Source organism: Streptomyces sp. CB02980, from assembly GCF_014451325.2.
Taxonomy (GTDB): domain Bacteria; phylum Actinomycetota; class Actinomycetes; order Streptomycetales; family Streptomycetaceae; genus Streptomyces.
This window is the reverse complement of sequence record NZ_JACSCH020000009.1, coordinates 176,044-202,786: the sequence shown is the minus strand read 5'-3', so window position 1 is coordinate 202,786 and position 26,743 is coordinate 176,044. Positions and strand designations below refer to the sequence as shown.

The window sequence follows — 26,743 nt, the reverse complement described above, 5'->3', positions numbered from 1 at the left end:
CTGTGTGGCCGTGTCGCTTCTCCACACGTCCTAACGGGTGAGCCCCGCGCGAGGTTGTTGCCTCAGCTGTTGGAGGGGCCGCCGATCTGGATACCGGCCATCCGGGTCCACTCGTACGGGCCGGTGGCGACCTTGGCGGCGAACTCGCCGTCGAACTCCTCGTGGAGGGTGAGGCCGGCCTTCTCGGCGGCCTGGCGCGCGATCTCGTACGTCGGCGCGACGAGGTCGCCCCAGCCGCCGTCGGTGCCGACGAGGACGATCCGGGTGCCCGCCTGACCGATGTGCGCGAGGTGTCCCTCGGAGCCGCCGTGCTCCTTGGAGAAGGCCTTGATCTCCTTGGCGAGCCTGGCCGCCTTGCGCTCTGCCTGCTTCGTTTCTGCCATGAAAGGGATGCTACCGAGGGGTAGATCTACTGGCGACGGCCGGGTCACGTGGCCTATCCCACGTGACCCGGCCGTCGGCCGAGCAGATCATCTGAGCGGAGACATCCGATGAGACGTCCCGGAAAGTCCCTCCTGGACACGCCCTAACGGAGGAACGGGTCCACCGCGACCGCCACGAAGAGCAGCGAGACATAGGTGATGGACCAGTGGAAGAGGCGCATCTCCTTGAGCTTCGCGCCGGTGGCGCCCGCCTTGGCGCGGTTGAGCAGGCCGTGCGCCTCCCAGAGCCACCAGCCGCCGGTGAGCAGGGCGACCGTCAGGTAGAACCAGCCGGTGTAGCCGAGCGGCGTGAGCAGCAGCGAGACGGCGACCATCACCCAGCTGTACGCGACGATCTGCTTGGCGACGACCTTGTTGGAGGCGAGGACCGGGAGCATCGGCACGCCGGCGCGGGCGTAGTCGTCCTTCACCTTCATCGACAGCGGCCAGTAGTGCGGCGGCGTCCAGAAGAAGATGACGGCGAAGAGGATGATCGCCGCCCAGGACATCGAGTCCGTGACGGCCGACCAGCCGATGAGGACCGGGAGGCAGCCGGCGATCCCGCCCCAGACGATGTTCTGCGCGGTGCGGCGCTTCAGGATCATCGTGTAGACCACGACGTAGAAGAGGAGCGCGCCGAGCGAGAGTGCGGCGGAGAGCCAGTTGACGAGCAGGCCGAACCAGAGCGTGGAGACCACGGCAAGGGTGAGGCCGAAGACCAGGCCCTCGCGCGGCGTCAGGACGCCGGTGACCAGCGGACGCTGGGAGGTTCGGTCCATGAGCGCGTCGATGTCGCGGTCGATGTACATGTTCAGCGCGTTGGCGCCGCCCGCGGAGAGGTAGCCGCCGAAGCAGGTGGCGAGCACCAGCCACAGGTCGGGCACGCCCTGCTCGGCGAGGAACATCACCGGAACGGTGGTGATGAGCAACAGTTCGATGATCCGCGGCTTGGTCAGCGCCACGTATGCCTTGACGCGGGCCCCGAACGGCCGATGGCCCCCCGGGCTGGGAGTCAAGACGACCCCTGCGGGTCGGGACTCGACGGCCGTCACGCACACCCCTGACAGAGAAATTCCCAGCAAGCTCCCCGGATGAAGGCGGGGTGAAGCTTGCGCGTACCACGCCACTGTAGACGTTGCCCAGACGCCGATCTTCGCGGGGGTGGGGTCGTGTTGAGGGGGTGTGTCCCAAGGCGTGGACGCCCTTCGGGAGGCGAACTCACACGGGCGGCGGCAGTCTTGCCGTGTCCGCTCATTTGAGGGGCATGCACACGAAAAGAAGGGCGTTCCGGCGGGGGTAGGCTCGACAACGCCGGTACACCCTCAGTCACCGGCTTCAGACATGTGGAGAGGAGCCCTGACCCAGGGTGAGCACTAAGCCGACCACCACAGACCTCGAGTGGACCGAGTTGGACCAGCGGGCCGTCGACACCGCCCGCATCCTGGCGGCGGACGCCGTACAGAAGGTCGGCAACGGCCATCCCGGTACGGCGATGAGCCTGGCGCCCGCCGCGTACACCCTCTTCCAGAAGGTGATGCGGCACGACCCGGCCGACCCCGAGTGGGTCGGGCGCGACCGGTTCGTCCTCTCCGCGGGACACTCGTCCCTGACCCTCTACACCCAGCTGTACCTGGGTGGCTTCGGTCTCGAGCTGGACGACCTGAAGGCCTTCCGCACCTGGGGCTCGAAGACCCCCGGTCACCCGGAGTACGGTCACACCGCCGCGGTCGAGACCACCACGGGCCCGCTGGGCCAGGGTGTCGCCAACGCCGTGGGCATGGCGATGGCCGCCCGCTTCGAGCGCGGTCTGTTCGACCCGGAGGCCGCCGCCGGCACCTCCCCGTTCGACCACCGCATCTACGCGATCGCCGGTGACGGCTGCCTGCAGGAGGGCATCTCCGCGGAGGCGTCCTCGCTCGCCGGCCACCAGAAGCTCGGCAACCTGATCCTGCTGTGGGACGACAACCACATCTCGATCGAGGGCGACACCGAGACGGCCGTGTCCGAGGACACGATGAAGCGGTACGAGGCGTACGGCTGGCACGTCCAGCGCGTCGAGCCGCAGGCCAACGGCGACCTGGACCCGGCCGGTCTCTACGCGGCGGTCAAGGCCGCCGAGGCCGAGACCGAGCGTCCGTCGTTCATCGCGATGCGCTCGATCATCGCCTGGCCCGCCCCGAACGCGCAGAACACCGAGGCCGCGCACGGCTCGGCGCTGGGCGACGAGGAGATCGCGGCCACCAAGCGCGTCCTCGGCTTCGACCCGGAGCAGACCTTCGAGGTCACCGACGAGGTCATCGCGCACACCCGTTCGCTCGGCGACCGCGGCCGTGAGGCCCGCGCCGCGTGGGAGAAGTCGCTCGCCGAGTGGCGTACGGCCAACCCGGAGCGCGCCGCCGAGTTCGACCGCATCCAGGCGAACGAGCTGCCGGCCGGCTGGGCCGAGAAGCTCCCGGTCTTCGAGCCGGGCAAGGGTGTCGCCACCCGTGCCGCCTCGGGCCAGGTCCTCAAGGCGCTCGGCGCGGTCATCCCGGAGCTGTGGGGCGGCTCGGCCGACCTCGCCGGCTCGAACAACACGACGATCGACAAGGACTCGTCGTTCCTGCCCGAGGGCAACCCGCTGCCTGAGGCCGACAAGTACGGCCGCACGATCCACTTCGGCATCCGCGAGCACTCCATGGCCGCGGAGATGAACGGCATCGCGCTGCACGGCAACACGCGCATCTACGGCGGCACCTTCCTGGTGTTCTCCGACTACATGCGCAACGCCGTCCGTCTGTCGGCCCTGATGCACGTCCCGGTGACGTACGTCTGGACCCACGACTCGATCGGTCTGGGCGAGGACGGCCCGACGCACCAGCCGGTGGAGCACCTGGCCTCGCTGCGTGCGATCCCGGGCCTCAACGTGGTCCGTCCGGCCGACGCCAACGAGACGGCCATCGCCTGGCGCGAGATCATGCAGCGCCACACGAAGGTCTTCGGCAAGGGCGCCCCGCACGGTCTGGCGCTGACCCGCCAGGGTGTGCCGACGTACGCGCCGAACGAGGACACGGTCAAGGGCGGCTACGTGCTGTTCGAGGCCGACGGCGGCGAGCCGGAGGTCGTGCTGATCGGCACGGGCTCCGAGGTGCACCTGGCCGTCGAGGCCCGCGAGCAGCTCCAGGCCGCCGGTGTCCCGACCCGGGTGGTCTCGATGCCGTCCGTGGAGTGGTTCGAGGAGCAGGACCAGGCGTACAAGGACTCCGTCCTGCCGCCGTCGGTCAAGGCCCGTGTCGCGGTCGAGGCCGGTATCGGTCTCACCTGGCACCGCTACGTCGGGGACGCCGGCCGGATCGTCTCCCTGGAGCACTTCGGTGCCTCGGCCGACGCGAAGGTCCTGTTCCGCGAGTTCGGGTTCACGCCGGAGGCCATCGTCGCCGCCGCCCGGGAATCGATCGACGCCGCCGCGCGCTGATCCGCATACGTACGACTTAATGGAGATGGAATTCTCATGACAGACGCTCTCAAGCGCCTCTCCGACGAAGGCGTCGCGATCTGGCTGGACGACCTCTCGCGCAAGCGGATCACGTCCGGCAACCTGGCCGAGCTCATCGACCAGAGCCACGTGGTCGGTGTGACCACGAACCCGTCGATCTTCCAGAAGGCCATCTCGCACGGCGACGGTTACGAGCAGCAGCTCGCCGACCTCGCCGCCCGCAAGGTGACCGTCGACGAGGCCATCCGGATGATCACGACGGCGGACGTCCGCGACGCCGCCGACATCCTGCGGCCGGTCTTCGAGGCGACCGACGGCCAGGACGGCCGGGTCTCCATCGAGGTCGACCCCCGTCTCGCCCACGAGACGACCGCCACCATCGCCGAGGCCAAGCAGCTGGCCTGGCTTGTGGACCGTCCCAACACGCTCATCAAGATCCCGGCCACCAAGGCGGGTCTGCCGGCGATCACCGAGGTCATCGGCCTCGGCATCAGCGTCAACGTGACGCTGATCTTCTCGCTGGAGCGCTACCGCGCGGTCATGGACGCCTACCTGGCGGGCCTGGAGAAGGCCCGCGAGCGCGGCCTCGACCTCTCCAAGATCCACTCGGTGGCCTCCTTCTTCGTGTCCCGGGTGGACTCGGAGATCGACAAGCGCCTGGACGCCCTCGGCACCGACGAGGCCAAGGCCCTCAAGGGCAAGGCCGCCCTGGCCAACGCGCGTCTGGCGTACGAGGCGTACGAGGAGGTCTTCTCCTCGGAGCGCTGGGTCGCCCTCGACAAGGCGCAGGCCAACAAGCAGCGTCCGCTGTGGGCCTCGACCGGCGTCAAGGACCCGGCGTACAAGGACACCCTGTACGTCGTGGACCTGGTCGCCCCGGGCACGGTCAACACCATGCCGGAGGCCACCCTGGAGGCCACCGCCGACCACGGCGTGGTCGCCGGTGACACCGTGCGCGGCACCTACGACCAGTCGCGTGCCGAGATCGCGGCCGTCGAGAAGCTGGGCATCGGCTACGACGATGTCGTCCAGCTCCTTGAGGACGAGGGCGTCGAGAAGTTCGAGGCGTCCTGGAACGACCTTCTCAAGTCCACCGAGGCGGAGCTCTCGCGCCTCGCACCTTCGGAGGCGTAAGCACTTTGAGCGCAGTCCACGGAGCCAACCCGCTCCGTGACGCCGCAGACCGACGGCTCCCGCGCATCGCGGGGCCGTCGGGTCTGGTGATCTTCGGCGTCACGGGCGATTTGTCCCGTAAGAAGCTGATGCCTGCCGTCTACGACCTGGCCAACCGCGGCCTGCTGCCGCCGGGCTTCTCGCTCATCGGCTTCGCCCGCCGGGAGTGGCAGGACGAGGACTTCGCGCAGGAGGTCCACGACGCCGTCGAGCAGCACGCGCGCACCCCGTTCCGCGAGGAGGTGTGGCAGCAGCTGATCCAGGGGATGCGTTTCGTCCAGGGCGACTTCGACGACGACGACGCGTTCGAGCAGCTGAAGGACACCATCGAGGAGCTGGACAAGGCACAGGGCACGGGCGGCAACTTCGCCTTCTACCTGTCGGTCCCGCCGAAGTTCTTCCCCAAGGTCGTCCAGCAGCTCAAGAAGCACGGGCTCGCCGACCAGAAGGACGGCTCCTGGCGCCGCGCGGTCATCGAGAAGCCCTTCGGCCACGACCTGGTCTCCGCCAAGGAGCTCAACGAGGTCGTCCACGAGGTCTTCCCGCCCAACGAGGTCTTCCGGATCGACCACTACCTCGGCAAGGAGACCGTCCAGAACATCCTGGCGCTCCGCTTCGCCAACACCCTCTTCGAGCCGATCTGGAACCGGTCGTACGTCGACCACGTGCAGATCACCATGGCCGAGGACATCGGCATCGGTGGCCGCGCCGGCTACTACGACGGCATCGGCGCCGCCCGTGACGTCATCCAGAACCACCTGCTCCAGCTGCTCGCGCTGACCGCGATGGAGGAGCCCGCCTCCTTCGACGCCGACGCGCTGGCCGCCGAGAAGACCAAGGTCCTCGGCGCGGTGAAGCTGCCCAAGGACCTGGGCAAGTCCACGGTCCGCGGCCAGTACGCCGCCGGGTGGCAGGGCGGCGCGAAGGCCGTCGGCTACCTGCAGGAAGACGGCATCGACCCCCAGTCGAAGACCGACACCTACGCGGCCATCAAGCTGGAGATCGACAACCGCCGCTGGGCGGGCGTCCCCTTCTACCTGCGCACCGGCAAGCGGCTCGGCCGCCGCGTCACCGAGATCGCGGTCGTCTTCCAGCGCGCCCCGCACTCCCCCTTCGACTCCACCGCGACCGAGGAACTCGGCCGCAACGCCATCGTCATCCGGGTCCAGCCGGACGAGGGCGTGACGATGCGGTTCGGCTCCAAGGTGCCCGGCACCCAGATGGAGATCCGGGACGTGTCGATGGACTTCGCCTACGGCGAGTCCTTCACGGAGTCCAGCCCCGAGGCGTACGAGCGGCTCATCCTCGACGTCCTGCTCGGCGACTCCAACCTCTTCCCGCGCGTCGAGGAGGTCGAGCTGTCCTGGAAGATCCTCGACCCGATCGAGCAGTTCTGGGACAAGCACGGCAAGCCCGCGCAGTACCAGTCGGGGACCTGGGGTCCGGTCGAGGCGGACGAGATGCTCGCACGAGACGGACGGAGCTGGCGCCGGCCATGAAGACCGACCTGACGGACACCACGTCCTCCAAGATCAACAAGGCGCTGGTGCTCGGGCGGCGGGCGATCGGCACGCCGGCCGTCGGCATGGTGCTCACCCTCGTCATCGTCACCGACGAGGAGAACGCCTACGACGCGCTGAAGGCTGCGAACGAGGCGTCCCGCGAGCACCCCTCGCGGACCCTCGTCGTCATCAAGCGGGTCTCGCGCTCCCCGCGGGACCGCTCCAAGGCACGGCTCGACGCCGAGGTCCGCCTCGGCGCCGACGCCAGCACCGGTGAGACGGTGGTCCTCCGGCTGTACGGCGAGGTCGGCGACCACGCCCAGTCGGTGGTCCTGCCGCTGCTCCTCCCGGACGCCCCCGTCGTCGTCTGGTGGCCGGTGAACGCGCCGACCGACCCGGCGAAGGACCCGCTGGGCGCCCTCGCCCAGCGCCGGGTGACCGACACGTACGCCGCCGAGCAGCCCATCCACGAGCTGACCGCGCGCGCGGACGCGTACACCCCGGGCGACACGGACCTCGCGTGGACCCGGATCACCCCGTGGCGTTCGATGCTCGCCGCCGCGCTCGACCAGGTCGTGTGCGAGGTGACCTCCGCCGAGGTCGAGGGCGAGGAGTTCAACCCGAGCGTCGAGCTGCTCGCCATGTGGCTGGCGGAGCGGCTGAAGATTCCGGTGCGCCGCTCGAAGTCGACGGGTCCCGGTCTCACCTCCGTACGGATGGAGACCAGCTCCGGCCCGATCGTCCTCGACCGGCCGGACGGCTCGCTCGCCACGCTCTCCATCCAGGGGCAGCCCGACCGTGCGGTGGCGCTCAAGCGCCGTGACACGGCCGAGCTGATCGCGGAGGAGCTGCGCCGGCTGGACCCGGACGACACCTACGCGACGGCGCTCAAGTTCGGCCTCGAACGGCTCGACGAGGAGGCGGCCGTCACCGCCCCCGAGGTCGTCGTGGAGACGGTCGCGGAGCCCGCTCCGGACGCCGCTGTGGAGTCGGCCGCCCCGGCCGCCAAGCCCGCCGCGAAGAAGGCCCCGGCCAAGAAGGCGGCGGCCAAGTGAGCACCCCCCAGCTGGTCGTCCACCGCGACAAGGAGCTGATGGCCGAGGCCGCGGCGGCCCGGCTGATCACGAAGATCGTGGACGCCCAGGCCGCCCGCGGCTCCGCCTCGGTGGTGCTCACCGGCGGACGCAACGGCAACGGCCTGCTGGCGGCACTCGGTTCGGCGCCCGCGCTGGACGCGATCGACTGGTCGCGGCTCGACCTGTGGTGGGGCGACGAGCGTTTCCTGCCCGAGGGCGACCCCGAGCGGAACGTCACCCAGGCCCGGGAGGCGCTGCTCGACCGGGTGCCGCTCGACCCGGCGCGGGTGCACGCCATGCCGGCCTCGGACGGCGCGTACGGCTCCGACGTCGACGCGGCCGCGGCCGCGTACGCGCGGGAGCTGGCCGCCGCCGCGGGCCCCGGTGACCACGGCGGGGTGCCGACCTTCGACGTCCTGATGCTGGGCGTCGGCCCGGACACCCATGTGGCCTCGCTCTTCCCGGAGTTGCCCGCGGTCCGCGAGACCGAGCGGACGGTGGTCGGCGTGCACGGCGCGCCCAAGCCGCCGCCGGTGCGGGTCTCGCTGACCCTTCCGGCGATCCGGGCGGCGAAGGAGGTCTGGCTGCTCGCGGCCGGTGAGGACAAGGCGAAGGCGGCGGCGATCGCGCTGTCGGGCGCGGGCGAGGTGCAGGCCCCGGCGGCGGGCGCCTACGGCCGCTCGCGCACGCTGTGGCTGCTGGACGCGGCGGCGGCCTCGGAGCTGCCGCGGAGTCTGTACCCGCCGGCGTCCGCCTGACGCGGACGCCCCGGAGGCCCGGTTCACCTTTCGGTGGACCGGGCCTCCTGCGTCGGTACGGATTCGAGGAAGGGCGCGAGCAGGTCCGGTACGGCCCCGGCGGCGAAGGCCAGGCCCTGGCTCCGGCCCGCGTCGAGGATGTCGTACGCGCCCGCTCCGGCCGCCGTGGTGGCGGTGAGGGTCAGCAGTCCGGCCCGCCGCTGGAAGTACGACTGCTTGACGGTCCAGCCGATGACGCCGGAGCGCTGGAGGGCGACCGTGGCCCGCCGGACCGTACCCGAACGGGTCACCAGATAGGCGCCGCTGACGCCGTGTCCGAGAGCGCGGTACGCGTCGAGGGCGAACAGCACGGCGACCGGGCCGAGGACGACCGCGCAGCCGGCCGCCACGTACAGCAGGACCGGGGTGAGGAGCAGCCCGAGGAGGACGAGGACCGCCACGGGCGCCAGGACGCTCCCCAGCGCCCAGCGCACCCTCCGGGTGCGGGCGGCCCGGGGGTGGGCGACGAGCGGTGCCCCGGTGGGCGGCTCCGGCTCGCGCAGGACCTGGGCGGCGACCCGGTCGGCCACCGCCCGCTCCGCGGCGGGCAGCAGGTTCTTGAGGTCGGCGTGCTTGTCGTCGTCGTCCTTGACGAGCCCGGTGGCGACGGCGTCGACACGGGCCGCGCCGAACACGCGGACGCCGAGCGGCTCGACCAGCTCGATGCCGCGCAGCCTGCGCTCCTCTATGGAGACCGAGCGGGCGGTGAAGAGCCCGCGGGAGACCCGCAGGGTGCCGCCGGGCTCGCGCTCCAGACGGTAGTTCCACCACATCTCGACCCAGAGGCCGAGGGCGCCGACGGCGCCGGCGACGGTGGCGAGGAGGACCAGGACGAGGATCATCCAGGGGATGGAGACGTCCTGGAACCGGTCCCCTATCCAGTCGATGACCTTCCCCTGGGCGCCGAACCACTCGCTGACCTGCATGACCGCTCCGGCCGCCGCGCCGCCGAGGGCGGGGGCGAGGAAGGAGACGGGGGCGTAGCGGATCCAGCGCGGGTCGAGCGTCGCGAGAGAGGGGTCGTGGTCCGGGGCCCCGGGGGTGGCGGCGGGGCGGGCGAGCAGCTCGTGGCGCAGCCGCTCCCCCTCGGCCCGGGTGACCAGGTCGAGTTCGAGCGTGGAGTCGCTGCCGCCGGTGTGCTCGCCGGTGCCGATACGGACCTTGACGAGGCCGAAGAGGCGCTGGAGCGGGTTGGCGGTGAGGTCGGCGCTGCGGATGCGCTCACGGGCGAGCGAGCGGCGCTGGACGACGAGGAGACCGGTGTGGAGCTCCACCCGCCCCCGGCCTTCGGCCTGGGGTGCCCCCGTCTCGCTCCGCTCGGTGCCGATCCGGTAGCGGGTGCGGCGGAGGCGGACGGTCTCGGCGACGATGTCGGCGAGCAGGGCGAGGGCGACGGCCGCGGCGACCCAGGCGGCGGCCTGCCAGAGCGGGCGCGGCCCGGCCAGCGCGAAGGTGACGGGCAGCGCGGCGCCGGCGAGGACGCCGCCGAAGAGGACGACCCGGACGAGGACGGTACGGGGATCGAGGCGGAGCCAGTCCGAGTCCTGGTTCCCGTCGGCGGCCGGGCCCGGCGCCGTCCCGGTGGCCTCGTCCGCCGCCTTCTCGGTCGCCTCGTTCATGTGGCGTCCCCGGGGGTGGCCTGGGTGATGACGGTCAGCCGCTCGGCCAGCTCGGCGGCCAGTTCGTGGTCGAGGCCCTCGATCCGGATCGCGCCCTTGGAGGAGGCGGTGGTCACCGTGACGGTGGCGAGCCGGAAGCCCTGCTCCAGCGGGCCGCGCGAGGTGTCGACGGTCTGGATCCGGGACATCGGCGCGATCCGCCACTCCTGCCAGAGGGCCCCCGTGCGGACGTAGACGGCGTCCTCGGTGACCTCCCAGCGGTGCACCCGGAACCACCAGGCGGGGAGGAACGCGGTGCAGGTGAGGCCCAGGGCCGCCACGGCCCCGGCCGAGACCAGCAGCCAGAACCGGGCGGGCCCGATGAGGGCGCCGAGGACGCCGAGGACCACCGCCGGTACGGCGGTGGTCGCCAGGAGCCGGCTCCGCCACCAGGCGACGGCCCGCTCGGCCACGGCGTTCCTGGGCGGCCGCAGCCGCACCGCGTTCTCCCCCGTCATGGCTCTACCGTCCGCGCAGCGTGCGGTAGGCGGACACGAGTCCCGCGGTGGAGCTGTCGAGGTGCTCGCCGCCCTCGCCCTCCGTCAGGACCGGCTCGATCCGCTTGGCGAGGACCTTGCCGAGTTCGACGCCCCACTGGTCGAAGGAGTCGATGTTCCAGATGGCGCCCTGGACGAAGACCTTGTGCTCGTACAGCGCGATGAGCTGGCCGAGGACGGACGGGGTGAGCGCGTCGGCGAGGATCGTGGTGGTCGGGTGGTTCCCCTGGAAGCTCTTGTGCGGGACGAGCTCCTCGGGGACGCCCTCCGCCCGTACCTCGTCGGGGGTCTTGCCGAAGGCCAGCGCCTGGGTCTGGGCGAAGAAGTTGGCCATGAGCAGGTCGTGCTGGGCGACGAGGCCCGGCAGCAGGTCGTCGACCGGCCGCGCGAAGCCGATGAAGTCGGCCGGGATGACCTTGGTGCCCTGGTGGATCAACTGGTAGTAGGCGTGCTGCCCGTTGGTGCCGGGGGTGCCCCAGACGACCGGGCCGGTCTGCCAGTCGACCCGGTTGCCCTCGCGGTCCACCGACTTGCCGTTGGACTCCATGTCGAGCTGCTGGAGGTAGGCGGTGAACTTGGAGAGGTAGTGCGAGTACGGCAGGACGGCGTGCGACTGGGCGTCGAAGAAGGCGCCGTACCAGACCCCGAGGAGGCCGAGGAGCAGCGGTGCGTTCTCCTCGGGCGGAGCCGTGCGGAAGTGCTCGTCGACGAGGTGGAAGCCGTCGAGCATCTCGCGGAAGCGCTCCGGGCCGATGGCGATCATCAGGGAGAGGCCGATGGCGGAGTCGTACGAGTAGCGGCCGCCGACCCAGTCCCAGAACTCGAACATGTTCGCGGTGTCGATGCCGAACTCCTCGACCTTCTCGGCGTTGGTCGAGAGGGCCACGAAGTGCTTGGCGACGGCGTCCTGGTCGGCCCGCAGGCCGGTGAGGAGCCAGTTCCGCGCGGAAGTGGCGTTGGTGATCGTCTCGATGGTGGTGAAGGTCTTCGAGGCGACGATGAACAGCGTCTCGGCCGGGTCGAGGTCGCGGACGGCCTCGTGGAGGTCGGCACCGTCGACGTTGGAGACGAAACGGAGCGTCAGGTCCCGCTGGGTGTAGGAGCGCAGGACCTCGTAGGCCATGGCGGGGCCGAGGTCGGAGCCGCCGATGCCGATGTTGACGATGTTCTTGATCGGCTTGCCGGTGTGGCCGATCCACTCGCCCGCGCGGACCTTGTCGGAGAACGCGCCCATCGTGTCGAGGACGGCGTGGACGCCGGGGACGACGTTCTCCCCGTCGACCTCGATCACGGCTCCGCGGGGGGCGCGGAGCGCGGTGTGGAGGACCGCCCGGTCCTCGGTGGTGTTGATCTTCTCGCCGCGGAACATGGCGTCGCGGAGCTCGGAGACGCCGGTGACGGCCGCCAGTTCGCGCAGCAGGGTCAGCGTCTCGTCGGTGACGAGGTGCTTGGAGTAGTCCAGGTAGAGGTCGCCGACCCGCAGGGCGTAGCCGGTGCCACGCTCCGCGTCGGCGGCGAACAGATCGCGCAGCCGGGTCTCGCCCAGCTGCTCACGGTGCTTGCCGAGGGCCGCCCACTCGGGCAGCCGGTTGAGCCTGGTGCGGCCTTCGTTGTTCATCTCGGACATCGCCCACTTCTTCTCGTACTGCTTGTCTGCCCCGCTGCCTCTCCAACCTAATTGATCAGGGGGGCGAGTGACGTGACGGCAAGCGCGAACAGCGCCGCCGCGAGCAGAGCCGGGGTGAGCGGTCCCCAGCCGGCGGCCGCCGCGCCGCCCAGCACGGCCCCGAGCGGGGCGCCCGCGACGGCGAGGGTGCGGAAGGCGGCGGCGATGCGGCCGAGCATGCCCTCGGGGGCGCGCTCCTGCATGAGGGTGGTCTGCTGGACGTTCCACACCGTCCCCATGAAGCCGAACACCGCCATGGCCCCGATCGACACCGCGAGGACGGGCACCGTCCCCAACAGGACGAGGCAGCCGGTCTGGACGGTCCCGGCGAGGAACACCGCGCGTACCCGTCCGGTCCGTTCGGCGATCCGGCGGGCCAGGAACCCGCCGGCGACACCGCCGACCGCGAAGGCGGTGAGGGCGGCCGCGTATCCCGTGTTCCCAGCGTGGAGACCGTCGGTGACCAGGACGACGAGCGTGGCGATGAGGGCGCCCATGCCGACGTTGCAGAGGGTGGTGGCCATGCAGAGCCACCGCAGGGAGCGGTCCGCGCGCAGTACGGCGAGCCCCTCGGCCATCTCGGCCCGGAGGGTGGATCCGGCGGGGCGGGGCGGCCGCTCGGGCGCCCCGGTCCGCAGGGAGGCGATGAGCAGCGCGGCCAGGACGTAGGTGGCGGCGTCCGCGGCGTACGGCACGGCGGGTCCGGCGAGGAGCAGGGCGGGCACCAGTGGTGCGGCGAGGAGCCCTCCCGCGAGCTGCTGACCGGTCATCAGGCGCGCGTTGGCCCCGGCCAGGGTCTCGGCGGGCACGAGGGAGGGGAGCAGCGCGGTGGCGGCGTTGTCGAAGAGGGTCTGCAGGGTGGTGAGGGCGAAGGCGAGGACGAGGAGCAGGGCGATGCCGGCGTGTCCGAGTGCGACGGCGACGGCGAACCCGGCCATGAGCGCGCCGCGTACGAGGTCGACGGCCCACATGGCCCGTCGCTGGTCGACGCGGTCGGCGACGGCCCCGCCGAGCAGCCCGAAGAGCAGCCAGGGCAGATGGCCGCAGGCGGTGACGGAGGCGATGAGGAGGGGGTCGTCGGTGAGCGAGGCGGCGAGCAGCGGCATCGCGGCGGTGCGCAGGGAGTCGCCGAAGCGGGAGACGACCGCGGCCGTCCACAGCCTCCCGAAGCCGCCCCGCCAGGCGGGCACGGCCTTGCGGCCCGCTGTCGCCGTCATCGTCATGGTGTGCGCCCCCGTTCGCCCGCCGGATCCGAAGATCCCTTCTCGACCGACGTTAGGGCGCGCCACTGACAACGGGCCTTGTCCGCGAACCGAGTTCGCGGGCAAGGCCCGTTCGTCACATCGTCACACCGCGCTCAGATCTCGCCGCGCAGCTTGGCCAGCGCCTCGGCGAGGATCGCCTCGCCGTCCGCGTCGCTGCGCCGCTCACGCACATAGGCGAGGTGGGTCTTGTACGGCTCCGTGCGCGGCGGGTCCGGCGGGTTGTCCCGGTCCTGACCGGCCGGGAAGCCGCACCGAGGACAGTCCCAGGTCTCGGGGATCGCCGCGTCGCTGGCGAAGCTCGGCTGCGTCTCGTGCCCGTTCGAGCACCAGAAGGAGATGCGGGCGCGCGGCGCCGATTCGCCCCGCTCGGCCTCGCCCATCGGCCCCGCCCCGACCCGGCTTCCCCGGATCGCGTTGCCACTTGCCACGGTCGTAACTCCCTGCGTGATGGTGCTCGAAGATGCCCCAGTCTACGTAAGGCCCAACGCGCGTCCAGTGTTCGGAGTTACCCGTCCAACTTCATCAGCAGACCAAGTACCACAATGCAGGCGAACCAGAGCAGACCGACCACGACGGTGATGCGGTCCAGGTTGCGCTCGGCGACCGAGGAGCCACCGACGGAGGACTGCATTCCGCCTCCGAACATGTCGGAGAGGCCGCCACCCTTGCCCTTGTGCATCAGCACGAGCAGCATCAGCAGCCCGCTGAAGACGATGAGGGCGATCGAGAACCCCATAACCACGGCTGGACCAACTTCCTCGGACTTATACGGACGGGGGCCGGGCACCTGCCCGACCCCCGCAAGGGTACGACGTAACTCCGCTACCGCATACTCACTGGTCGCGGAAGCGGACGATCTTGACGAACTCGTCGGCGTCCAGGGCCGCGCCGCCCACCAGGGCGCCGTCGACGTCCGGCTGCGCCATGATCGCGCCGACGTTGCCGGACTTGACCGAGCCGCCGTACTGGATGCGGACCTTGTCGGCCAGCTCCTGCGAGTACAGCTCCGCGAGGCGGCCGCGGATCGCCCCGCAGACCTCCTGGGCGTCGTCGGGGGTGGCGACCTCGCCGGTGCCGATGGCCCACACCGGCTCGTACGCGATCACGATCGTCTCGGCCTGCTCGGCCGGGACGTCCTTCAGACCGCCGTCGAGCTGGGCGAGGGTGTACTCGACCTGGTTGCCGGCCTTGCGGATGTCCAGGCCCTCGCCGACGCAGAGGATCGGGGTCACGCCGTGCTTGAAGGCGGCCTTCACCTTGGCGTTGCAGACCTCGTCGTTCTCGGCGTGGTACTGCCGGCGCTCGGAGTGGCCGACGGCCACGTAGGCGCACTTCAGCTTCGACAGCATCAGGCCCGAGATCTCGCCGGTGTAGGCACCGGAGTCGTGCGCCGAGATGTCCTGGGCGCCGTACTTGATCTTGAGCTTGTCGCCGTCGATCAGGGTCTGCACGGACCGCAGGTCCGTGAAGGGAACCAGGACCGCGACCTCACAGGCGTCGTAGTCCTTGTCGGTCAGGGCGAAGGCGAGCTTCTGGACGTGGGCGATGGCCTCGAGGTGGTTGAGGTTCATCTTCCAGTTCCCCGCCATCAGCGGGGTGCGGGTGCTGCTCATGAAAGGGTCAGTCCTCCAGTGCGGCGAGGCCGGGAAGCGTCTTGCCCTCGAGGTACTCGAGGGAGGCGCCGCCGCCGGTCGAAATGTGGCCGAATGCCTTCTCGTCGAAGCCCAGGATGCGGACGGCGGCGGCGGAGTCGCCACCGCCGACGACCGTGAAGGCCGGGGAGTCGACGAGCGCCTGGGCGACGGCCTTGGTGCCCTCGGCGTAGTCGGGGTGCTCGAAGACGCCCATCGGACCGTTCCAGAAAACGGTGCCGGCGTCGGCGAGCTTCGAGGCGTAGAGCTTACGGGTCTCCGGACCGATGTCCAGGCCCTCCTCGTCCGCCGGGATGGCGTCCGCGGCGACCGTGGCCGGGTTGGCCGGAGCCTTGGTCTTCAGGTCGGGGAACTCGGCCGAGACCAGGACGTCGACGGGGAGGACGAACTCCACCCCGCGCTCCTCGGCGCGCTTCAGGTAGTCCAGGACCGCCGGGATCTGGTCCGCCTGGAGCAGCGAGATGCCGACCTCGTGGCCCTGGGCCTTGAGGAAGGTGTACGCCATGCCGCCGCCGATGAGGATGCGGTCGGCCTTCTCCAGGAGGTGGTCGATCACGCCCAGCTTGTCGGAGACCTTGGCGCCGCCGAGCGCGACCACGTAGGGCCGCCGGACGTCGTCCGTGAGCTTCTTCAGGACGCCGACCTCGGTGGCGATGAGGTAGCCCGCGGCGTGCGGCAGGCGCGCCGGGAGGTCGAAGACCGAGGCGTGCTTGCGGTGCACGGCACCGAAGCCGTCGCCGACGTACACGTCGGCGAGCGCGGCCAGCTGGTCCGCGAAGGCGCCGCGCTCGGCGTCGTCCTTCGAGGTCTCGCCGGCGTTGAACCGGAGGTTCTCGATCACGGCGACCTGGCCGTCGGCGAGGCCGGCGACGGTGGCGGTGGCGGACTCGCCGACCGTGTCCGTCGCGAAGGCCACCTCGGCGCCGAGGAGCTCGCCGAGCCGCGCGGCGGCCGGGGCGAGCGAGAACGCCGGGTCCGGGGCGCCCTTCGGGCGGCCCAGGTGCGAGGCGACCACGACGCGGGCACCCGCGTCGGCGAGCGCCTTGACCGTGGGCACGACGGCGCGGATGCGGCCGTCGTCGGTGATGGTGGTGCCGTCGAGCGGCACGTTGAGATCGGCGCGGACGAACACCCGCTTGCCGGAGACGCCTTCGGCGAGAAGCTCGTCGATCGTCTTCATCTGTCACAGACTCCTTGGTACGCGGTGGAGCACACAAACAGGGCTCGCACAGCGCGGCGTTGCGCTGCCCGAGCCCTGCTCACATCGAAAGCCCGCCCTGAAGTTTAGAGCTGGCCGCCGACGAAGACGGTGAGGTCGACGAGACGGTTGGAGTAGCCCCACTCGTTGTCGTACCAGCCGAGGATCTTGACCGTGTTGCCTTCCTGGACCATGGTCAGGGAGGCGTCGAAGGTGCAGGAAGCCGGGTCGCCCACGATGTCCGAGGACACGATCTGGTCCTCGGTGTAGTAGAGGATGCCCTTGAGGTCGCCGTCGTCGGCGGCCTTCTTGAACGCGGCGTTGACCTCGTCCTTGGTGACCTCGCGGTCGAGCGTCACGACCAGGTCGGTCGCGGAACCGGTCGGGACCGGGACGCGCATGGCGATGCCGTCCAGCTTGCCCTTGAGCTGCGGGAGGACCAGGGCGGTGGCCTTGGCGGCGCCCGTCGTGGTCGGGATGATGTTCTCCGCGGCGGCGCGGGCGCGGCGCAGGTCCTTGTGCGGGAAGTCCAGGATGCGCTGGTCGTTCGTGTACGCGTGGACCGTGGTCATCAGGCCCTTGACGATGCCGAAGTTCTCGTCGAGAACCTTCGCCATCGGCGCGACACAGTTGGTGGTGCAGGACGCGTTCGAGATGACGTTGTGCTGCGCCGGGTCGTACTTGTCCTGGTTGACGCCCATCACGATGGTGATGTCCTCGTCAGTGGCCGGAGCCGAGATGAGGACCTTCTTGGCGCCACCGGCGATGTGCTTCTCGGCGTCGGCCTTCTTCGTGAAGATGCCGGTCGACTCGATGACGATGTCGACACCCAGCTCGCCCCAGGGGATGTCGGCCGGGTTGCGCTCGGAGAGCACCTTGATCGTGCGGCCGTCGACGGTGATGGTGTCGGCGGTGTGGGTCACCTCGGCCTTGAGGCGGCCCAGGATGGTGTCGTACTTCAGCAGGTGTGCCGTGGTCGCGGTGTCACCCAGGTCGTTGACAGCCACGATCTCGATGTCAGCACCCTGCTCAAGGAGCGCGCGGAAGTAGTTCCGGCCGATGCGGCCAAAGCCGTTGATGCCTACGCGGATCGTCACGAACCGATCTCCTCGTTAGGTACGCCGGTGTGCTCGACGCCGGCGAGATTTTTGTTTTTTGGGATGTCCCCGACCGCTTACGACCCTACCCCCACAGGACCCCCCTAGTGACATCCAGCGCATCCGTACGAGCCCGGAAAGTGAGGGAGAACGGCCGACGGCCCGTACCTACCAACGGGTACGGGCCGTCGTGGGACCTTTGTCCCCACTACTCTCCGTCAGCGGCGGAGCACCCCGAGGGCGCGGCCGACGAGACGTGCCCGCTCGCTCGCACCGGGCACCTGCTCCAGGCCGTAGCCGAGGAGGACCGTGTCACGCGTGGTGACCGCGGCCTGCGAGTGGAAGAGCGCCGCGGAGCGCGCCCAGTCCGAGCCGTTGCCGGGGCTGCCGGCGGGCGCGCCCGGTACGTTCCACGCGCCGAGGGCGGTCTCGAAGCCCTCCGCCTCGGTGGTGGTCCCGGTGACGAGGCGGGTGTCGTCGACGAAGGCGCCCATCTCTCCCGTACCGGGGTCGGAGATGTAGGAGATCGAGAGCTCGACCTTCTTGCCGGCCCAGGCGCTCAGGTCGACGGAGGCCTGCCGCCAGCCGTTGGAGGGGCCGGTGAAGGCGTTCCAGGAGCCGGTGGTGCCGGTGACGGCGCAGCCGTCCTCGCCGACGGTGAGGTAGTGGGCGAGGAACGGGTGGCCCCGGACGTAGTAGCCCTCGCCGCAGTCGGCGGGGGCCTCGGTGGAGGTGCCGCCGTTGCGGTCGGGCAGGGTCGTCCAGTCGTCCTGGCCGACGGTGTGGGCCTCGACGACGAGGTTGTCGTAGCCGGGCTCGGTGTCGAAGCTGACCTGGAAGTCCAGGCGCGGGGCCACCGCGGCGGGGACGCCGGTGAGGTCGACGGTCCTGCTGAGCCGGGCCCAGGTGTCGTCGGCGTGCTTGACGGCCGCGAAGGTCTCGCCCTCGGCGGGCTCGAAGGGCATCCGGACGCCCGGGTAGGAGCCGGCGGAGGCGCTGCTCGCGAACTGCGGGAACTCCTTCGGCTTCAGGGTGTCCGAAGTGACGGTGTACGCGCCCGCGTTGTCCAGCGGGTTGTCGGCGGAGGCGCCGAGGCCCGCGCCGATGCCCTTGAAGGCGCCGCCGCCGGCGAAGGCGGGCGGGTTCTTGAGGCCGGCCCGGTGGTAGGCGCCGAGGTAGTACTGGGCGAAGTCGTTGGTCTCGGCCAGGCCGACCTGGGTGAGTCCGCCGGACTTCTCGCCGGTGTTGATCAGCTTGCCGCCCTCGTTGAGGTAGGCGCGGACGGCGAGCTGGGTGGCTCCGGAGGGCCGCTCGGCGCCGGTGTACCAGACGACGGTACGGAAGTGGGAGAGCACGCCGAGCGCGTCCGGGGTGCCCTGGGTGGCGACGTCCCAGACGGCGGCCTTCCGGCCGTTGTCGGCGAGCGCCTTCACATACGCCGCGGTGTGCCGGGCGGCGGTGGTGCCGCCCTCGTCCGCGAGGACGAGGACGTCGCCGCGGGGCCGCTCGGCCACCTTGTAGGTGAAGGGGGCGGAGGCCGTGGCCCGGCCCTCCCGGGTGCGGGCGGTGAACCAGACCTCGACGGAGTCGCCGGGCCGGGCGTCCTCGACCTCGGCGCGGTACTCGTCGAAGTAGAGGTTGTCCTCGCCGCCGTAGGTCTCGCCGCCCTTCCAGGCGTCGAGCTCCTCGCTGTGGGTGCGGCCGCCGTTGATCCGGTACTTCAGGGTCTTGCCGCGCAGCGACTTGCGCGCGGTGACCGCGACCTCCTGCTCCTCGCCGCGGGCGTAGGAGGTGGCGAAGGCCTTCGGCGTGAAGTCGGGGGCGTCGATGCCGACCGGGGAGACGGGCCGGTCCGGGTGGGCGGCGGTCTCGGCGACGGCGAGCGCGAAGGGGATGTTCTTGGCGAACTCGGCCTGGATCAGCTTCTCGTCGTCGGGGAAGGTGAAGACGGAGGCGCAGTCGGCCGGGTTCCAGGCGTCGCCGGGGTCGACCCGGGAGGCGGTCGCACAGGTCGACATCTCGGGGGTGAACATCTGCATGCCGTTGACGTTGGCGGCGTGTCCGTCCGCCTCGCCGTTGGTGATGTACAGCTCCGAGGAGACCTGCGGCCGGTAGCCGGGCACGGCGGAGTTCTGCGGGGTGCCGGCGAGGGCCTTGAGGGCCACGTCGTCGGGGGTGTCGGTGGCGACCTGCCAGCCCACGCCGTACAGCAGGAGCTGGGCGGCCGAGTGGTAGTTGATGCCGTACGTGAAACCGATGCGCTTCTGGAAGGCGTCGAGGGCCTTGGTCTCGGGCTCCGACATGGGGCCCTTTCCGCGGAAGGTCTCGTCGGCCGGGTCGGGCGAGGAACCCTCGTTGTCGTAGCCCCACTTGTAGGCGAAGTTGCGGTTCAGGTCGACCCCGTCACCGGGGGTGATCCGGCCGTCGCCGTCGTTGTCGCGGAGGTTCTTGCGCCACTGCCGGTTGGCGGGGTCGGCGTGCGTGTGGTCGTAGCCGTCCGGGTTGGCGGAGAGCACGAACCACAGCTCGGTGGAGTCGACGATCCGGGTGATCCGCTCGTCCTTGCCGTACCCGTCGAGGTAGTGGTGCATCAGCCGCCGGGTCATCTCCGGGGTGATCCACTCGCGCGCGTGCTGGTTGGACATGTACAGCATGGCCGGCTTGGAGCCGTCCTTGACCCGCGGGGCACCCTTGCTGATCTTGAGGGCGAGGACGTCCTGGCCCTTGACGGTCTTGCCGATGGAGACGACCTTGGTGATCCCGGGGTTCGCCCGGGCGGTGTCCAGGATCTCCTGCTTGAGCCCGTTCGGGCCTCCGTACGGGCGGAAGACGCCGTCCCCCGCGGCGGCCACCCGCTTCTCGGCGGAGGTGGTCAGGCTGTGCTCGGCGAGCTCGACGCCCTGGCCGCGCAGCTGCCCGGCCTGCCGGCCGGTGAGGAAGAGCTCGACCGTGGCGGAGCCCTTCGCGGGCACCCGCTCGGTCAGTTCATGGGCGTCGGCACCGGCTTCCAGGAGCAGCGGAACCTGCTCCTTGGTGACCTCGGCGCGCCATACGGTGAGGCCGTCACCGCCGTCCCGGTCGTTCGGCTGCGCTCCGGCGACGGGTGCCGCCGCCACGCCCGCGATCAGCAGTGAAGCCGCGGCGAGGATCGATCTCGCTCTACGTCTCATGAGCCCCCCTTGCTGTTGTCTGTCACGAAGGTGATCAGACGCCAGGCTCATGGGCGCCCATGGGCCTGTCAAGGGTGCCTCGCGGGTGGACGAAAAAGCTGCCGGCACCTCAGAAAGGCACCGGCAGCCCGGAGTTCGGAATTCCGTACGACGACTGACCCGGTCAGCCGACCAGGCTGTCGTCCAGCTCCTCGGTCAGGTTGGACTCGGTCCCGGGAATGCCCAGGTCCTGCGCCCGCTTGTCGGCCATCGCGAGCAGCCGGCGGATCCGGCCGGCCACCGCGTCCTTCGTCAGCGGCGGGTCGGCGAGCGCGCCCAGCTCCTCCAGGGAGGCCTGCTTGTGCTCCATGCGGAGCCGGCCGGCCGCCGCGAGGTGCTCGGGCACCTCCTCGCCGAGGATCTCCAGGGCGCGCTGCACCCGGGCCCCGGCGGCGACCGCGGCGCGGGCCGAGCGGCGCAGGTTGGCGTCGTCGAAGTTGGCCAGGCGGTTGGCGGTGGCGCGGACTTCGCGCCGCATCCGCCGCTCCTCCCAGGCGAGCACCGACTCGTGCGCGCCGAGCCGGGTCAGCAGGGCGCCGATCGCGTCGCCGTCGCGGACGACGACCCGGTCCACTCCCCGCACCTCACGGGCCTTCGCCGCGATGGAGAGCCGGCGCGCCGCGCCGACCAGGGCGAGCGCCGCCTCCGGACCCGGGCAGGTCACCTCGAGGGAGGAGGACCGGCCGGGCTCGGTCAGCGAACCGTGTGCGAGGAACGCGCCCCGCCAGGCCGCCTCCGCGTCGCAGGTCGCCCCGGAGACCACCTGCGGGGGGAGGCCCCGGATGGGGCGGCCCCGGCCGTCCACGAGGCCCGTCTGCCGGGCCAGCTGGTCGCCTCCGGCCACCACCCGCACCACGAAGCGCGAGCCGCGCCGCAGCCCGCCGGGGGCCATCACGATCAGTTCCGAGCTGTGCCCGAAGATCTCCAGGATGTCCCGCTTGAGCCGGCGCGCCGCCATCGCGGTGTCCAGTTCCGCCTCGATCACGATGCGGCCGCTCACCAGGTGCAGCCCGCCCGCGAACCGCAGGATCGACGAGACCTCTGCCTTCCTGCAGCAGGTCCGGGTGACGGGAAGCCGGGAGATCTCGTCCTTCACCGCTGCCGTCATCGCCATGGGCCGATCCTTCCATGCATCCGAAAAATACGGTCGTACGCGGCGGCCAACAGCTCCGGGTCATGCTTCGCGGAGCCGTCGGGCCCGGCCACCGGCGCCAGCTCGACCGCGGCGCCGAGCCGCTTGGCGGCATCGGCGAGGGACTCGCGGTCGGGCACGGCGGCCTCGTCGGCCAGCACCACGTCCAGGGCGAGTTTAGGGGCGTGTCGTCCCAAAACCTCCAAATGACGCTGCGGGGAGAAGCCCTCGGTTTCTCCGGGCTGCGGCGCGAGGTTCAGCGAGAGCACCTTCCGGGCCTTCGTCTCGGCCAGCGCGTCGAGCAGTTCGGGCACGAGAAGGTGCGGGATCACGGAGGAGAACCAGGAGCCGGGACCGAGGACCACCCAGTCCGCGTCCAGGACCGCCTCGACCGCCTCCGGCACCGCCGGCGGGTCGTTCGGCACGAGGTGCACGGACTGCACGTCGCCCGGCGTGAGCGCCACCGTCGCCTGACCGCACACGGTGTCCACGTCGTCCGGACGCTCCGGATCATGGCCCTTGACCAGGGCCTGGAGCTCCAGGGGTACGGCGGACATGGGCAGCACCCGGCCCTGGGCGCCGAGCAGCCGGCCCACCAGGTCGAGGGCCTGCACGGGGTCGCCGAGCTGCTCCCAGAGGGCGACGATCAGCAGATTGCCGACGGCGTGGCCGTTGATCTCGCCCTTGGACTGGAAGCGGTGCTGGATGACCCGGGCCCAGGTCTGGCCCCAGTCGTCGTCGCCGCAGAGCGCGGCGAGCGCCTTGCGGAGGTCGCCCGGGGGCAGCACGCCCAGCTCCTCCCGGAGCCGGCCGCTGGAACCCCCGTCGTCGGCGACGGTGACGACGGCGGTGAGGTCGCCGGTGATCCTGCGGAGGGCGGCGAGGGAGGCGGAGAGGCCCATGCCGCCGCCCAGCGCGACCACCTTCGGCTGGGCGCCGCGCCTGCGGAGCGTACGCCGCACCGAGAGGGTGGAGGCACGTCGACGGTACGGCTTCACTCGCGCCCCATGTCCCGGTGTACGACGACGGTCTCGACCCCTTCGGCGGCGATGCGGGCGGCGAGCCGCTCGGCGGTGGCCACGGAGCGGTGCTTGCCGCCCGTGCAGCCCACGGCGATGGTCACGTACCGCTTGCCCTCGCGGCGGTAGCCCGCGGCGATCAGCTGGAGGAGCTCGGTGTAGCGGTCGAGGAACTCCTTGGCGCCGGGCTGGTTGTAGACGTAGTTCGACACCTCCTCGTTGAGGCCGGTGAAGGGGCGCAGCTCGGGGACCCAGTGCGGGTTCGGCAGGAAGCGCATGTCGACGACGAGGTCGGCGTCGACCGGCAGGCCGTACTTGAACCCGAAGGACATGACGGTGGCCCGCAGCTCGGGCTCCTCGTCGCCGGCGAACTGGGCGTCCATCTTGGCGCGCAGCTCGTGGACGTTGAGGCTGGAGGTGTCGATCACCAGGTCGGCGTCCCCGCGCAGCTCGCGCAGCAGGTCGCGCTCGGCGGCGATGCCGTCGGTGATCCGGCCGTCGCCCTGGAGCGGGTGCGGCCTGCGGACCGACTCGAAGCGCCGGACCAGGGCGTCGTCGGACGACTCCAGGAAGACGATCCGGCGGGTGACCTGCTTGGTGTCCAGGTCGGCGAGGGACTCCCTCAGGTTGTCGAAGAACTGCCGGCCGCGAACGTCCACGACGACGGCGATCCGGGCGACATTGCCCTGGGAGCGGGCGCCGAGCTCCACCATGGTGGGGATCAGCGCGGGCGGCAGATTGTCCACGACGAACCAGCCGAGGTCCTCCAGACACTTCGCCGCGGTGGACCGGCCGGCTCCGGACATGCCGGAGATGATCACCAGCTCGGGAATGGCCGCCTCGGCGCCGTTGTCGCCGGGGGTCTCCTTCGTGCCCGTACTCACGTGTCCTGCTCCGTCTTCTCGGTCGTGCTGGTCTTGCGGTTCGTTCCGGTCCTGCTCGTGCGCGGTCATGCCGTGCCGCCCCCGTCGTCTTCCATGATCTCTCCTGTCGCCGTGTTCACGGCAGGTGCGGCCGGGGCCGCCTGTGCGAGGGCCACGACGACCGCCTCCGCGGTCTTCCGGCCCATGCCGGGGACCTCGCAGATCTGCTCGATTGTCGCCTGTCGGAGCCGCTTCACCGAGCCGAAATGCTTGATCAACGCCTGTTTCCGGGTGTCGCCGAGGCCGGGCACCGCGTCGAGAGGGCTGGTCCGGATACGTTTCCCGCGCTTCGACCGCTGGTAGCGGATGGCGAAGTCGTGAGCCGTGTCACGTACCCGCTGGAGGAGATACAGGCCCTCGCTGGAGCGGGGCAGCACCACCGGGTCGTCGTCACCGGGCAGCCACACCTCCTCCAGGCGCTTGGCGAGCCCGCACACCGCGATGTCGGAGATCCCGAGCTCGTCGAGGGCGCGGCGGGCCGCGGCGACCTGCGGCTGCCCGCCGTCGACCACGACGAGCTGCGGCGGGTAGGCGAACCGCTTGGGCCGCCCGGCCTCGTCCGGGTCCTCGACGACACCCTCGGGGTCCCACTCCCCCGTCTTCTCCTTCTCCATGAGATAGCGCCGGAAGCGGCGGCTGATCACCTCGTGCATGGACCGGACGTCGTCCTGCCCCTCGCCGTGCCAGACCTGCGTGTCTCCGACACGGCCCTTGATCTGGAAGCGGCGGTACTCGCTCTTGCGGGGCAGCCCGTCCTCGAAGACCACCATCGAGGCCACCACGTCCTCGCCCTGGAGGTGCGAGATGTCGAAGCACTCGATCCGCAGCGGCGCCGAGTCAAGGTCCAGGGCCTCGGCGATCTCCTCCAGGGCCCGGGAGCGGGTGGTCAGGTCGCTGGCGCGCTTCGTCTTGTGCAGGACGAGCGCCTGCTGGGCGTTGCGCGCGACGGTCTCCATCAGGTCCTTCTTGTCGCCGCGCTGCGGGATCCGCAGCGAGACGTTGGACCCGCGGCGGCCGGAGAGCCAGGCGGTGACGGCCGCGGAGTCCTCGGGCAGCGCGGGGACCAGGACCTCCTTGGGCACCGTGTCCCCGCTCTCCTCGCCGTACAGCTGCTGGATCGCGTGCTCGACGAGCCCGGCCGTGTCGACGGCCTCCACCTTGTCGGTGACCCAGCCGCGCTGGCCGCGGACGCGTCCGCCGCGCACGTGGAAGATCTGCACGGCGGCCTCCAGCTCGTCCTCCGCGAGCGCGATCAGGTCGGCGTCGGTGGCGTCGGCGAGCACGACCGCGCTCTTCTCCATGGCCCGGCGCAGCGCCTCTATGTCGTCGCGGAGCCGCGCGGCCTTCTCGTACTCCATGTCCTCGGCCGCGAGCATCATCTGCTTCTCGAGACGGCGGATGTACGTACCCGTACGGCCGGCCATGAAGTCGCTGAACTCCTCGGCCAGTTCGCGGTGCTCCTCCGGGGTGACCCGGCCGACGCAGGGCGCCGAGCACTTGCCGATGTACCCGAGGAGACAGGGCCGCCCGGCGGAGGCGGCGTTGCGGAAGACACCCGCGGAGCAGGTGCGCACCGGGAAGACCCGCAGCATCAGGTCGACGGTCTCGCGGATCGCCCACGCGTGCGCGTACGGCCCGAAGTAGCGCACGCCCTTCTTCTTGTGGCCGCGCAGGACCTGGACGCGCGGGAACTCCTCGTTCATCGTCACGGCGAGGTACGGGTAGCTCTTGTCGTCCCGGTACTTGACGTTGAACCGGGGGTCGTACTCCTTGATCCAGGAGTACTCCAGCTGGAGCGCCTCGACCTCGGTCGACACGACGGTCCACTCCACGGACGCCGCGGTGGTCACCATGGTGGCCGTCCGCGGGTGCAGGCTCGTGAGCGGCTGGAAGTAGTTGGCCAGCCGCTGCCGGAGGGACTTCGCCTTCCCCACGTAGATCACCCGGCGGTGCTCGTCGCGGAACTTGTAGACCCCCGGGGAGTCGGGGATCTGACCCGGCTTGGGGCGATAGCTGGAGGGGTCTGCCATGCTCCCCACCCTACTGGCGGGCACCGACACTCCGGCCGCGCGCGCTCGTTGGCGAAGCATGGCGAATCAGGTGGCAGGACGGCTGGCGGACCGGGTGTGCGTGATCACGGGCGCGGCGAGCGGAATCGGACGGGCGACGGCGGAACGGTTCCTCCGGGAGGGCGCGCGGGTGATCGCCGCCGACCTCGACGGGGACCGGCTGGCGACGCTGGAGGGCGTGGTCCCGGTGACCGGGGACGTGTCCCGGGAGGAGGACGCCCGGCGCATGATCACCACGGCGGTGGACCGCTTCGGACGGCTGGACGTCCTGGTGGCGAACGCGGGGGTGATCCCACTGCTCTCCGTCACGGAGGCGGAGGGCTCGGACTTCGACCGGGTGATGGCGGTGGACGGCCGGGGAATGTTCCTGACCTGCAAGTACGCGATCGAGGCGATGCTCGTCTCGGGCGGCGGGTCCATCGTCTGCACGTCGTCGATCTCGGGTGTGGCAGGACAGGCCCGGCAGGCGGTCTACGGCCCGGCGAAGTTCGTCGCCACCGGCCTGACCAAGCACCTGGCGGTGGAGTGGGCGGAACACGGGATCCGGGTGAACGCGGTGGCCCCGGGCACGATCGAGACGGAACGGGTGGCGGCGGCGCGGGTGGAACCGGGCGGGGCGGAGTACCTGGCGGAGGTGGCGCGCGGCCATCCGATGGGCCGCTTCGGGACGCCGGAGGAGGTGGCGTCGGCGATCGTGTTCCTGTCGTCGGAGGAGGCGTCCTTCATCACGGGCGCGATCCTCCCGGTAGACGGCGGCTACTTGGCCCGCTGAGCCCACGCATACGCGAACCCGCATCCCACAGGGGGGTGCCGCACGGGCCGTGCGGCACCGGACGATTCCCCCGCCGACGCGGGCCGGCACCCGTCCGTGCCTGCCCCCACCACACGCCCACGCGGGCCGGCACCCGTCCGT

The 26,743-nt window shown here is 71.0% G+C and carries 22 protein-coding genes; 6 read left to right on the top strand and 16 right to left on the bottom strand.

The genetic code is table 11. From position 1 onward, the window contains the following. Positions 1 to 62: 62 nt before the first annotated feature. Positions 63 to 383: a hypothetical protein gene (locus tag E0F75_RS20655; protein ID WP_187624013.1), complete on the bottom strand. Its 321-nt coding sequence runs from the start codon at positions 381 to 383 to the stop codon at positions 63 to 65. Between the two features lie 143 nt (positions 384 to 526). Continuing rightward, the gene (locus E0F75_RS20650) at positions 527 to 1,474 is read right to left on the bottom strand and encodes a heme o synthase (protein WP_187624012.1); all 948 of its coding nucleotides are present in this window, start codon (positions 1,472 to 1,474) and stop codon (positions 527 to 529) included. 314 nt (positions 1,475 to 1,788) lie between these two features. Here E0F75_RS20650 and tkt point away from each other — a divergent pair, with 314 nt between their 5' ends. Genes tkt through pgl form a run of 5 tightly spaced genes read left to right on the top strand, consistent with a single transcriptional unit; the run spans position 1,789 to position 8,406 of the window. Next, positions 1,789 to 3,876 (top strand): transketolase, encoded by a 2,088-nt coding sequence (gene tkt / locus E0F75_RS20645; protein WP_187624011.1) that lies wholly within the window; start codon positions 1,789 to 1,791, stop codon positions 3,874 to 3,876. 36 nt (positions 3,877 to 3,912) lie between these two features. Continuing rightward, positions 3,913 to 5,031 (top strand): transaldolase, encoded by a 1,119-nt coding sequence (tal, locus tag E0F75_RS20640; RefSeq protein WP_187624010.1) that lies wholly within the window; start codon positions 3,913 to 3,915, stop codon positions 5,029 to 5,031. 5 nt (positions 5,032 to 5,036) lie between these two features. Beyond that, positions 5,037 to 6,569 (top strand): glucose-6-phosphate dehydrogenase, encoded by a 1,533-nt coding sequence (zwf, locus tag E0F75_RS20635; RefSeq protein WP_187624009.1) that lies wholly within the window; start codon positions 5,037 to 5,039, stop codon positions 6,567 to 6,569. Further along, positions 6,566 to 7,627: a glucose-6-phosphate dehydrogenase assembly protein OpcA gene (opcA, locus tag E0F75_RS20630; protein WP_187624008.1), complete on the top strand. Its 1,062-nt coding sequence runs from the start codon at positions 6,566 to 6,568 to the stop codon at positions 7,625 to 7,627. Before zwf ends, opcA begins: the two co-directional genes overlap by 4 nt. Further along, the gene (gene pgl / locus E0F75_RS20625; protein WP_187624007.1) at positions 7,624 to 8,406 is read left to right on the top strand and encodes a 6-phosphogluconolactonase; all 783 of its coding nucleotides are present in this window, start codon (positions 7,624 to 7,626) and stop codon (positions 8,404 to 8,406) included. Before opcA ends, pgl begins: the two co-directional genes overlap by 4 nt. A gap of 23 nt (positions 8,407 to 8,429) precedes the next feature. Here the strand turns inward: pgl and E0F75_RS20620 are convergent, their stop codons facing one another. The 14 genes from E0F75_RS20620 to uvrC all read right to left on the bottom strand — a co-directional run bounded on the left by E0F75_RS20620 (position 8,430) and on the right by uvrC (position 25,791). Continuing rightward, complete coding sequence (locus tag E0F75_RS20620) at positions 8,430 to 10,064, bottom strand: PH domain-containing protein (protein ID WP_187624006.1); 1,635 nt, start codon at positions 10,062 to 10,064, stop codon at positions 8,430 to 8,432. Beyond that, entirely contained in the window at positions 10,061 to 10,561 is a 501-nt protein-coding gene (locus tag E0F75_RS20615) for a PH domain-containing protein (RefSeq protein ID WP_187624005.1), read from the bottom strand. Before E0F75_RS20615 ends, E0F75_RS20620 begins: the two co-directional genes overlap by 4 nt. A gap of 4 nt (positions 10,562 to 10,565) precedes the next feature. Beyond that, positions 10,566 to 12,218 carry a glucose-6-phosphate isomerase gene (gene pgi, locus E0F75_RS20610; protein WP_187624139.1) on the bottom strand — a complete coding sequence of 551 codons (1,653 nt, stop codon included), beginning with the start codon at positions 12,216 to 12,218 and terminating at the stop codon, positions 10,566 to 10,568. 56 nt (positions 12,219 to 12,274) lie between these two features. After that, positions 12,275 to 13,489 (bottom strand): MFS transporter, encoded by a 1,215-nt coding sequence (locus E0F75_RS20605; protein WP_187624004.1) that lies wholly within the window; start codon positions 13,487 to 13,489, stop codon positions 12,275 to 12,277. Between the two features lie 134 nt (positions 13,490 to 13,623). Beyond that, positions 13,624 to 13,959 carry an RNA polymerase-binding protein RbpA gene (locus tag E0F75_RS20600; protein WP_071891222.1) on the bottom strand — a complete coding sequence of 112 codons (336 nt, stop codon included), beginning with the start codon at positions 13,957 to 13,959 and terminating at the stop codon, positions 13,624 to 13,626. Positions 13,960 to 14,036: 77 nt separating this feature from the next. After that, complete coding sequence (gene secG, locus E0F75_RS20595; RefSeq protein ID WP_017238647.1) at positions 14,037 to 14,267, bottom strand: preprotein translocase subunit SecG; 231 nt, start codon at positions 14,265 to 14,267, stop codon at positions 14,037 to 14,039. 97 nt (positions 14,268 to 14,364) lie between these two features. Beyond that, a complete protein-coding gene (gene tpiA, locus E0F75_RS20590; protein WP_030322488.1) occupies positions 14,365 to 15,144 on the bottom strand; it encodes a triose-phosphate isomerase in 780 nt (259 codons plus the stop codon). A gap of 7 nt (positions 15,145 to 15,151) precedes the next feature. After that, positions 15,152 to 16,363, bottom strand: a complete 1,212-nt coding sequence (pgk, locus tag E0F75_RS20585) for a phosphoglycerate kinase (protein ID WP_187624003.1) — start codon at positions 16,361 to 16,363, stop codon at positions 15,152 to 15,154. A 104-nt stretch (positions 16,364 to 16,467) separates the two neighbouring features. Next, on the bottom strand, positions 16,468 to 17,478 hold the full coding sequence (gene gap / locus E0F75_RS20580) for a type I glyceraldehyde-3-phosphate dehydrogenase (RefSeq protein ID WP_187624002.1): 1,011 nt from the start codon (positions 17,476 to 17,478) through the stop codon (positions 16,468 to 16,470). Between the two features lie 218 nt (positions 17,479 to 17,696). Beyond that, a complete protein-coding gene (locus E0F75_RS20575; RefSeq protein WP_187624001.1) occupies positions 17,697 to 20,648 on the bottom strand; it encodes a M14 family metallopeptidase in 2,952 nt (983 codons plus the stop codon). 163 nt (positions 20,649 to 20,811) lie between these two features. Next, positions 20,812 to 21,801, bottom strand: a complete 990-nt coding sequence (whiA, locus tag E0F75_RS20570) for a DNA-binding protein WhiA (RefSeq protein ID WP_030205188.1) — start codon at positions 21,799 to 21,801, stop codon at positions 20,812 to 20,814. Next, a complete protein-coding gene (gene yvcK, locus E0F75_RS20565) occupies positions 21,792 to 22,817 on the bottom strand; it encodes a uridine diphosphate-N-acetylglucosamine-binding protein YvcK (protein ID WP_055598491.1) in 1,026 nt (341 codons plus the stop codon). Before yvcK ends, whiA begins: the two co-directional genes overlap by 10 nt. After that, on the bottom strand, positions 22,814 to 23,791 hold the full coding sequence (gene rapZ / locus E0F75_RS20560) for an RNase adapter RapZ (protein ID WP_187624000.1): 978 nt from the start codon (positions 23,789 to 23,791) through the stop codon (positions 22,814 to 22,816). Before rapZ ends, yvcK begins: the two co-directional genes overlap by 4 nt. Further along, entirely contained in the window at positions 23,788 to 25,791 is a 2,004-nt protein-coding gene (uvrC, locus tag E0F75_RS20555; protein ID WP_187623999.1) for an excinuclease ABC subunit UvrC, read from the bottom strand. Before uvrC ends, rapZ begins: the two co-directional genes overlap by 4 nt. Before the next feature lie 70 nt (positions 25,792 to 25,861). On the opposite strand from uvrC, the gene E0F75_RS20550 reads away from it, so the two are divergent. Then, entirely contained in the window at positions 25,862 to 26,602 is a 741-nt protein-coding gene (locus E0F75_RS20550) for an SDR family NAD(P)-dependent oxidoreductase (RefSeq protein ID WP_229312754.1), read from the top strand. Positions 26,603 to 26,743: the final 141 nt, after the last annotated feature.

Coding starts and splice junctions, on each gene's coding strand:
- E0F75_RS20655 (WP_187624013.1), bottom strand. CDS start 383: ATGGCAGAAACGAAGCAGGCAGAGCGCAAGGCGGCCAGGCTCGCCAAG.
- tal (WP_187624010.1), top strand. CDS start 3,913: ATGACAGACGCTCTCAAGCGCCTCTCCGACGAAGGCGTCGCGATCTGG.
- opcA (WP_187624008.1), top strand. CDS start 6,566: ATGAAGACCGACCTGACGGACACCACGTCCTCCAAGATCAACAAGGCG.
- E0F75_RS20620 (WP_187624006.1), bottom strand. CDS start 10,064: ATGAACGAGGCGACCGAGAAGGCGGCGGACGAGGCCACCGGGACGGCG.
- E0F75_RS20615 (WP_187624005.1), bottom strand. CDS start 10,561: ATGACGGGGGAGAACGCGGTGCGGCTGCGGCCGCCCAGGAACGCCGTG.
- pgi (WP_187624139.1), bottom strand. CDS start 12,218: ATGAACAACGAAGGCCGCACCAGGCTCAACCGGCTGCCCGAGTGGGCG.
- E0F75_RS20605 (WP_187624004.1), bottom strand. CDS start 13,489: ATGACGATGACGGCGACAGCGGGCCGCAAGGCCGTGCCCGCCTGGCGG.
- secG (WP_017238647.1), bottom strand. CDS start 14,267: ATGGGGTTCTCGATCGCCCTCATCGTCTTCAGCGGGCTGCTGATGCTG.
- tpiA (WP_030322488.1), bottom strand. CDS start 15,144: ATGAGCAGCACCCGCACCCCGCTGATGGCGGGGAACTGGAAGATGAAC.
- pgk (WP_187624003.1), bottom strand. CDS start 16,363: ATGAAGACGATCGACGAGCTTCTCGCCGAAGGCGTCTCCGGCAAGCGG.
- E0F75_RS20575 (WP_187624001.1), bottom strand. CDS start 20,648: ATGAGACGTAGAGCGAGATCGATCCTCGCCGCGGCTTCACTGCTGATC.
- whiA (WP_030205188.1), bottom strand. CDS start 21,801: ATGGCGATGACGGCAGCGGTGAAGGACGAGATCTCCCGGCTTCCCGTC.
- rapZ (WP_187624000.1), bottom strand. CDS start 23,791: ATGACCGCGCACGAGCAGGACCGGAACGAACCGCAAGACCAGCACGAC.
- uvrC (WP_187623999.1), bottom strand. CDS start 25,791: ATGGCAGACCCCTCCAGCTATCGCCCCAAGCCGGGTCAGATCCCCGAC.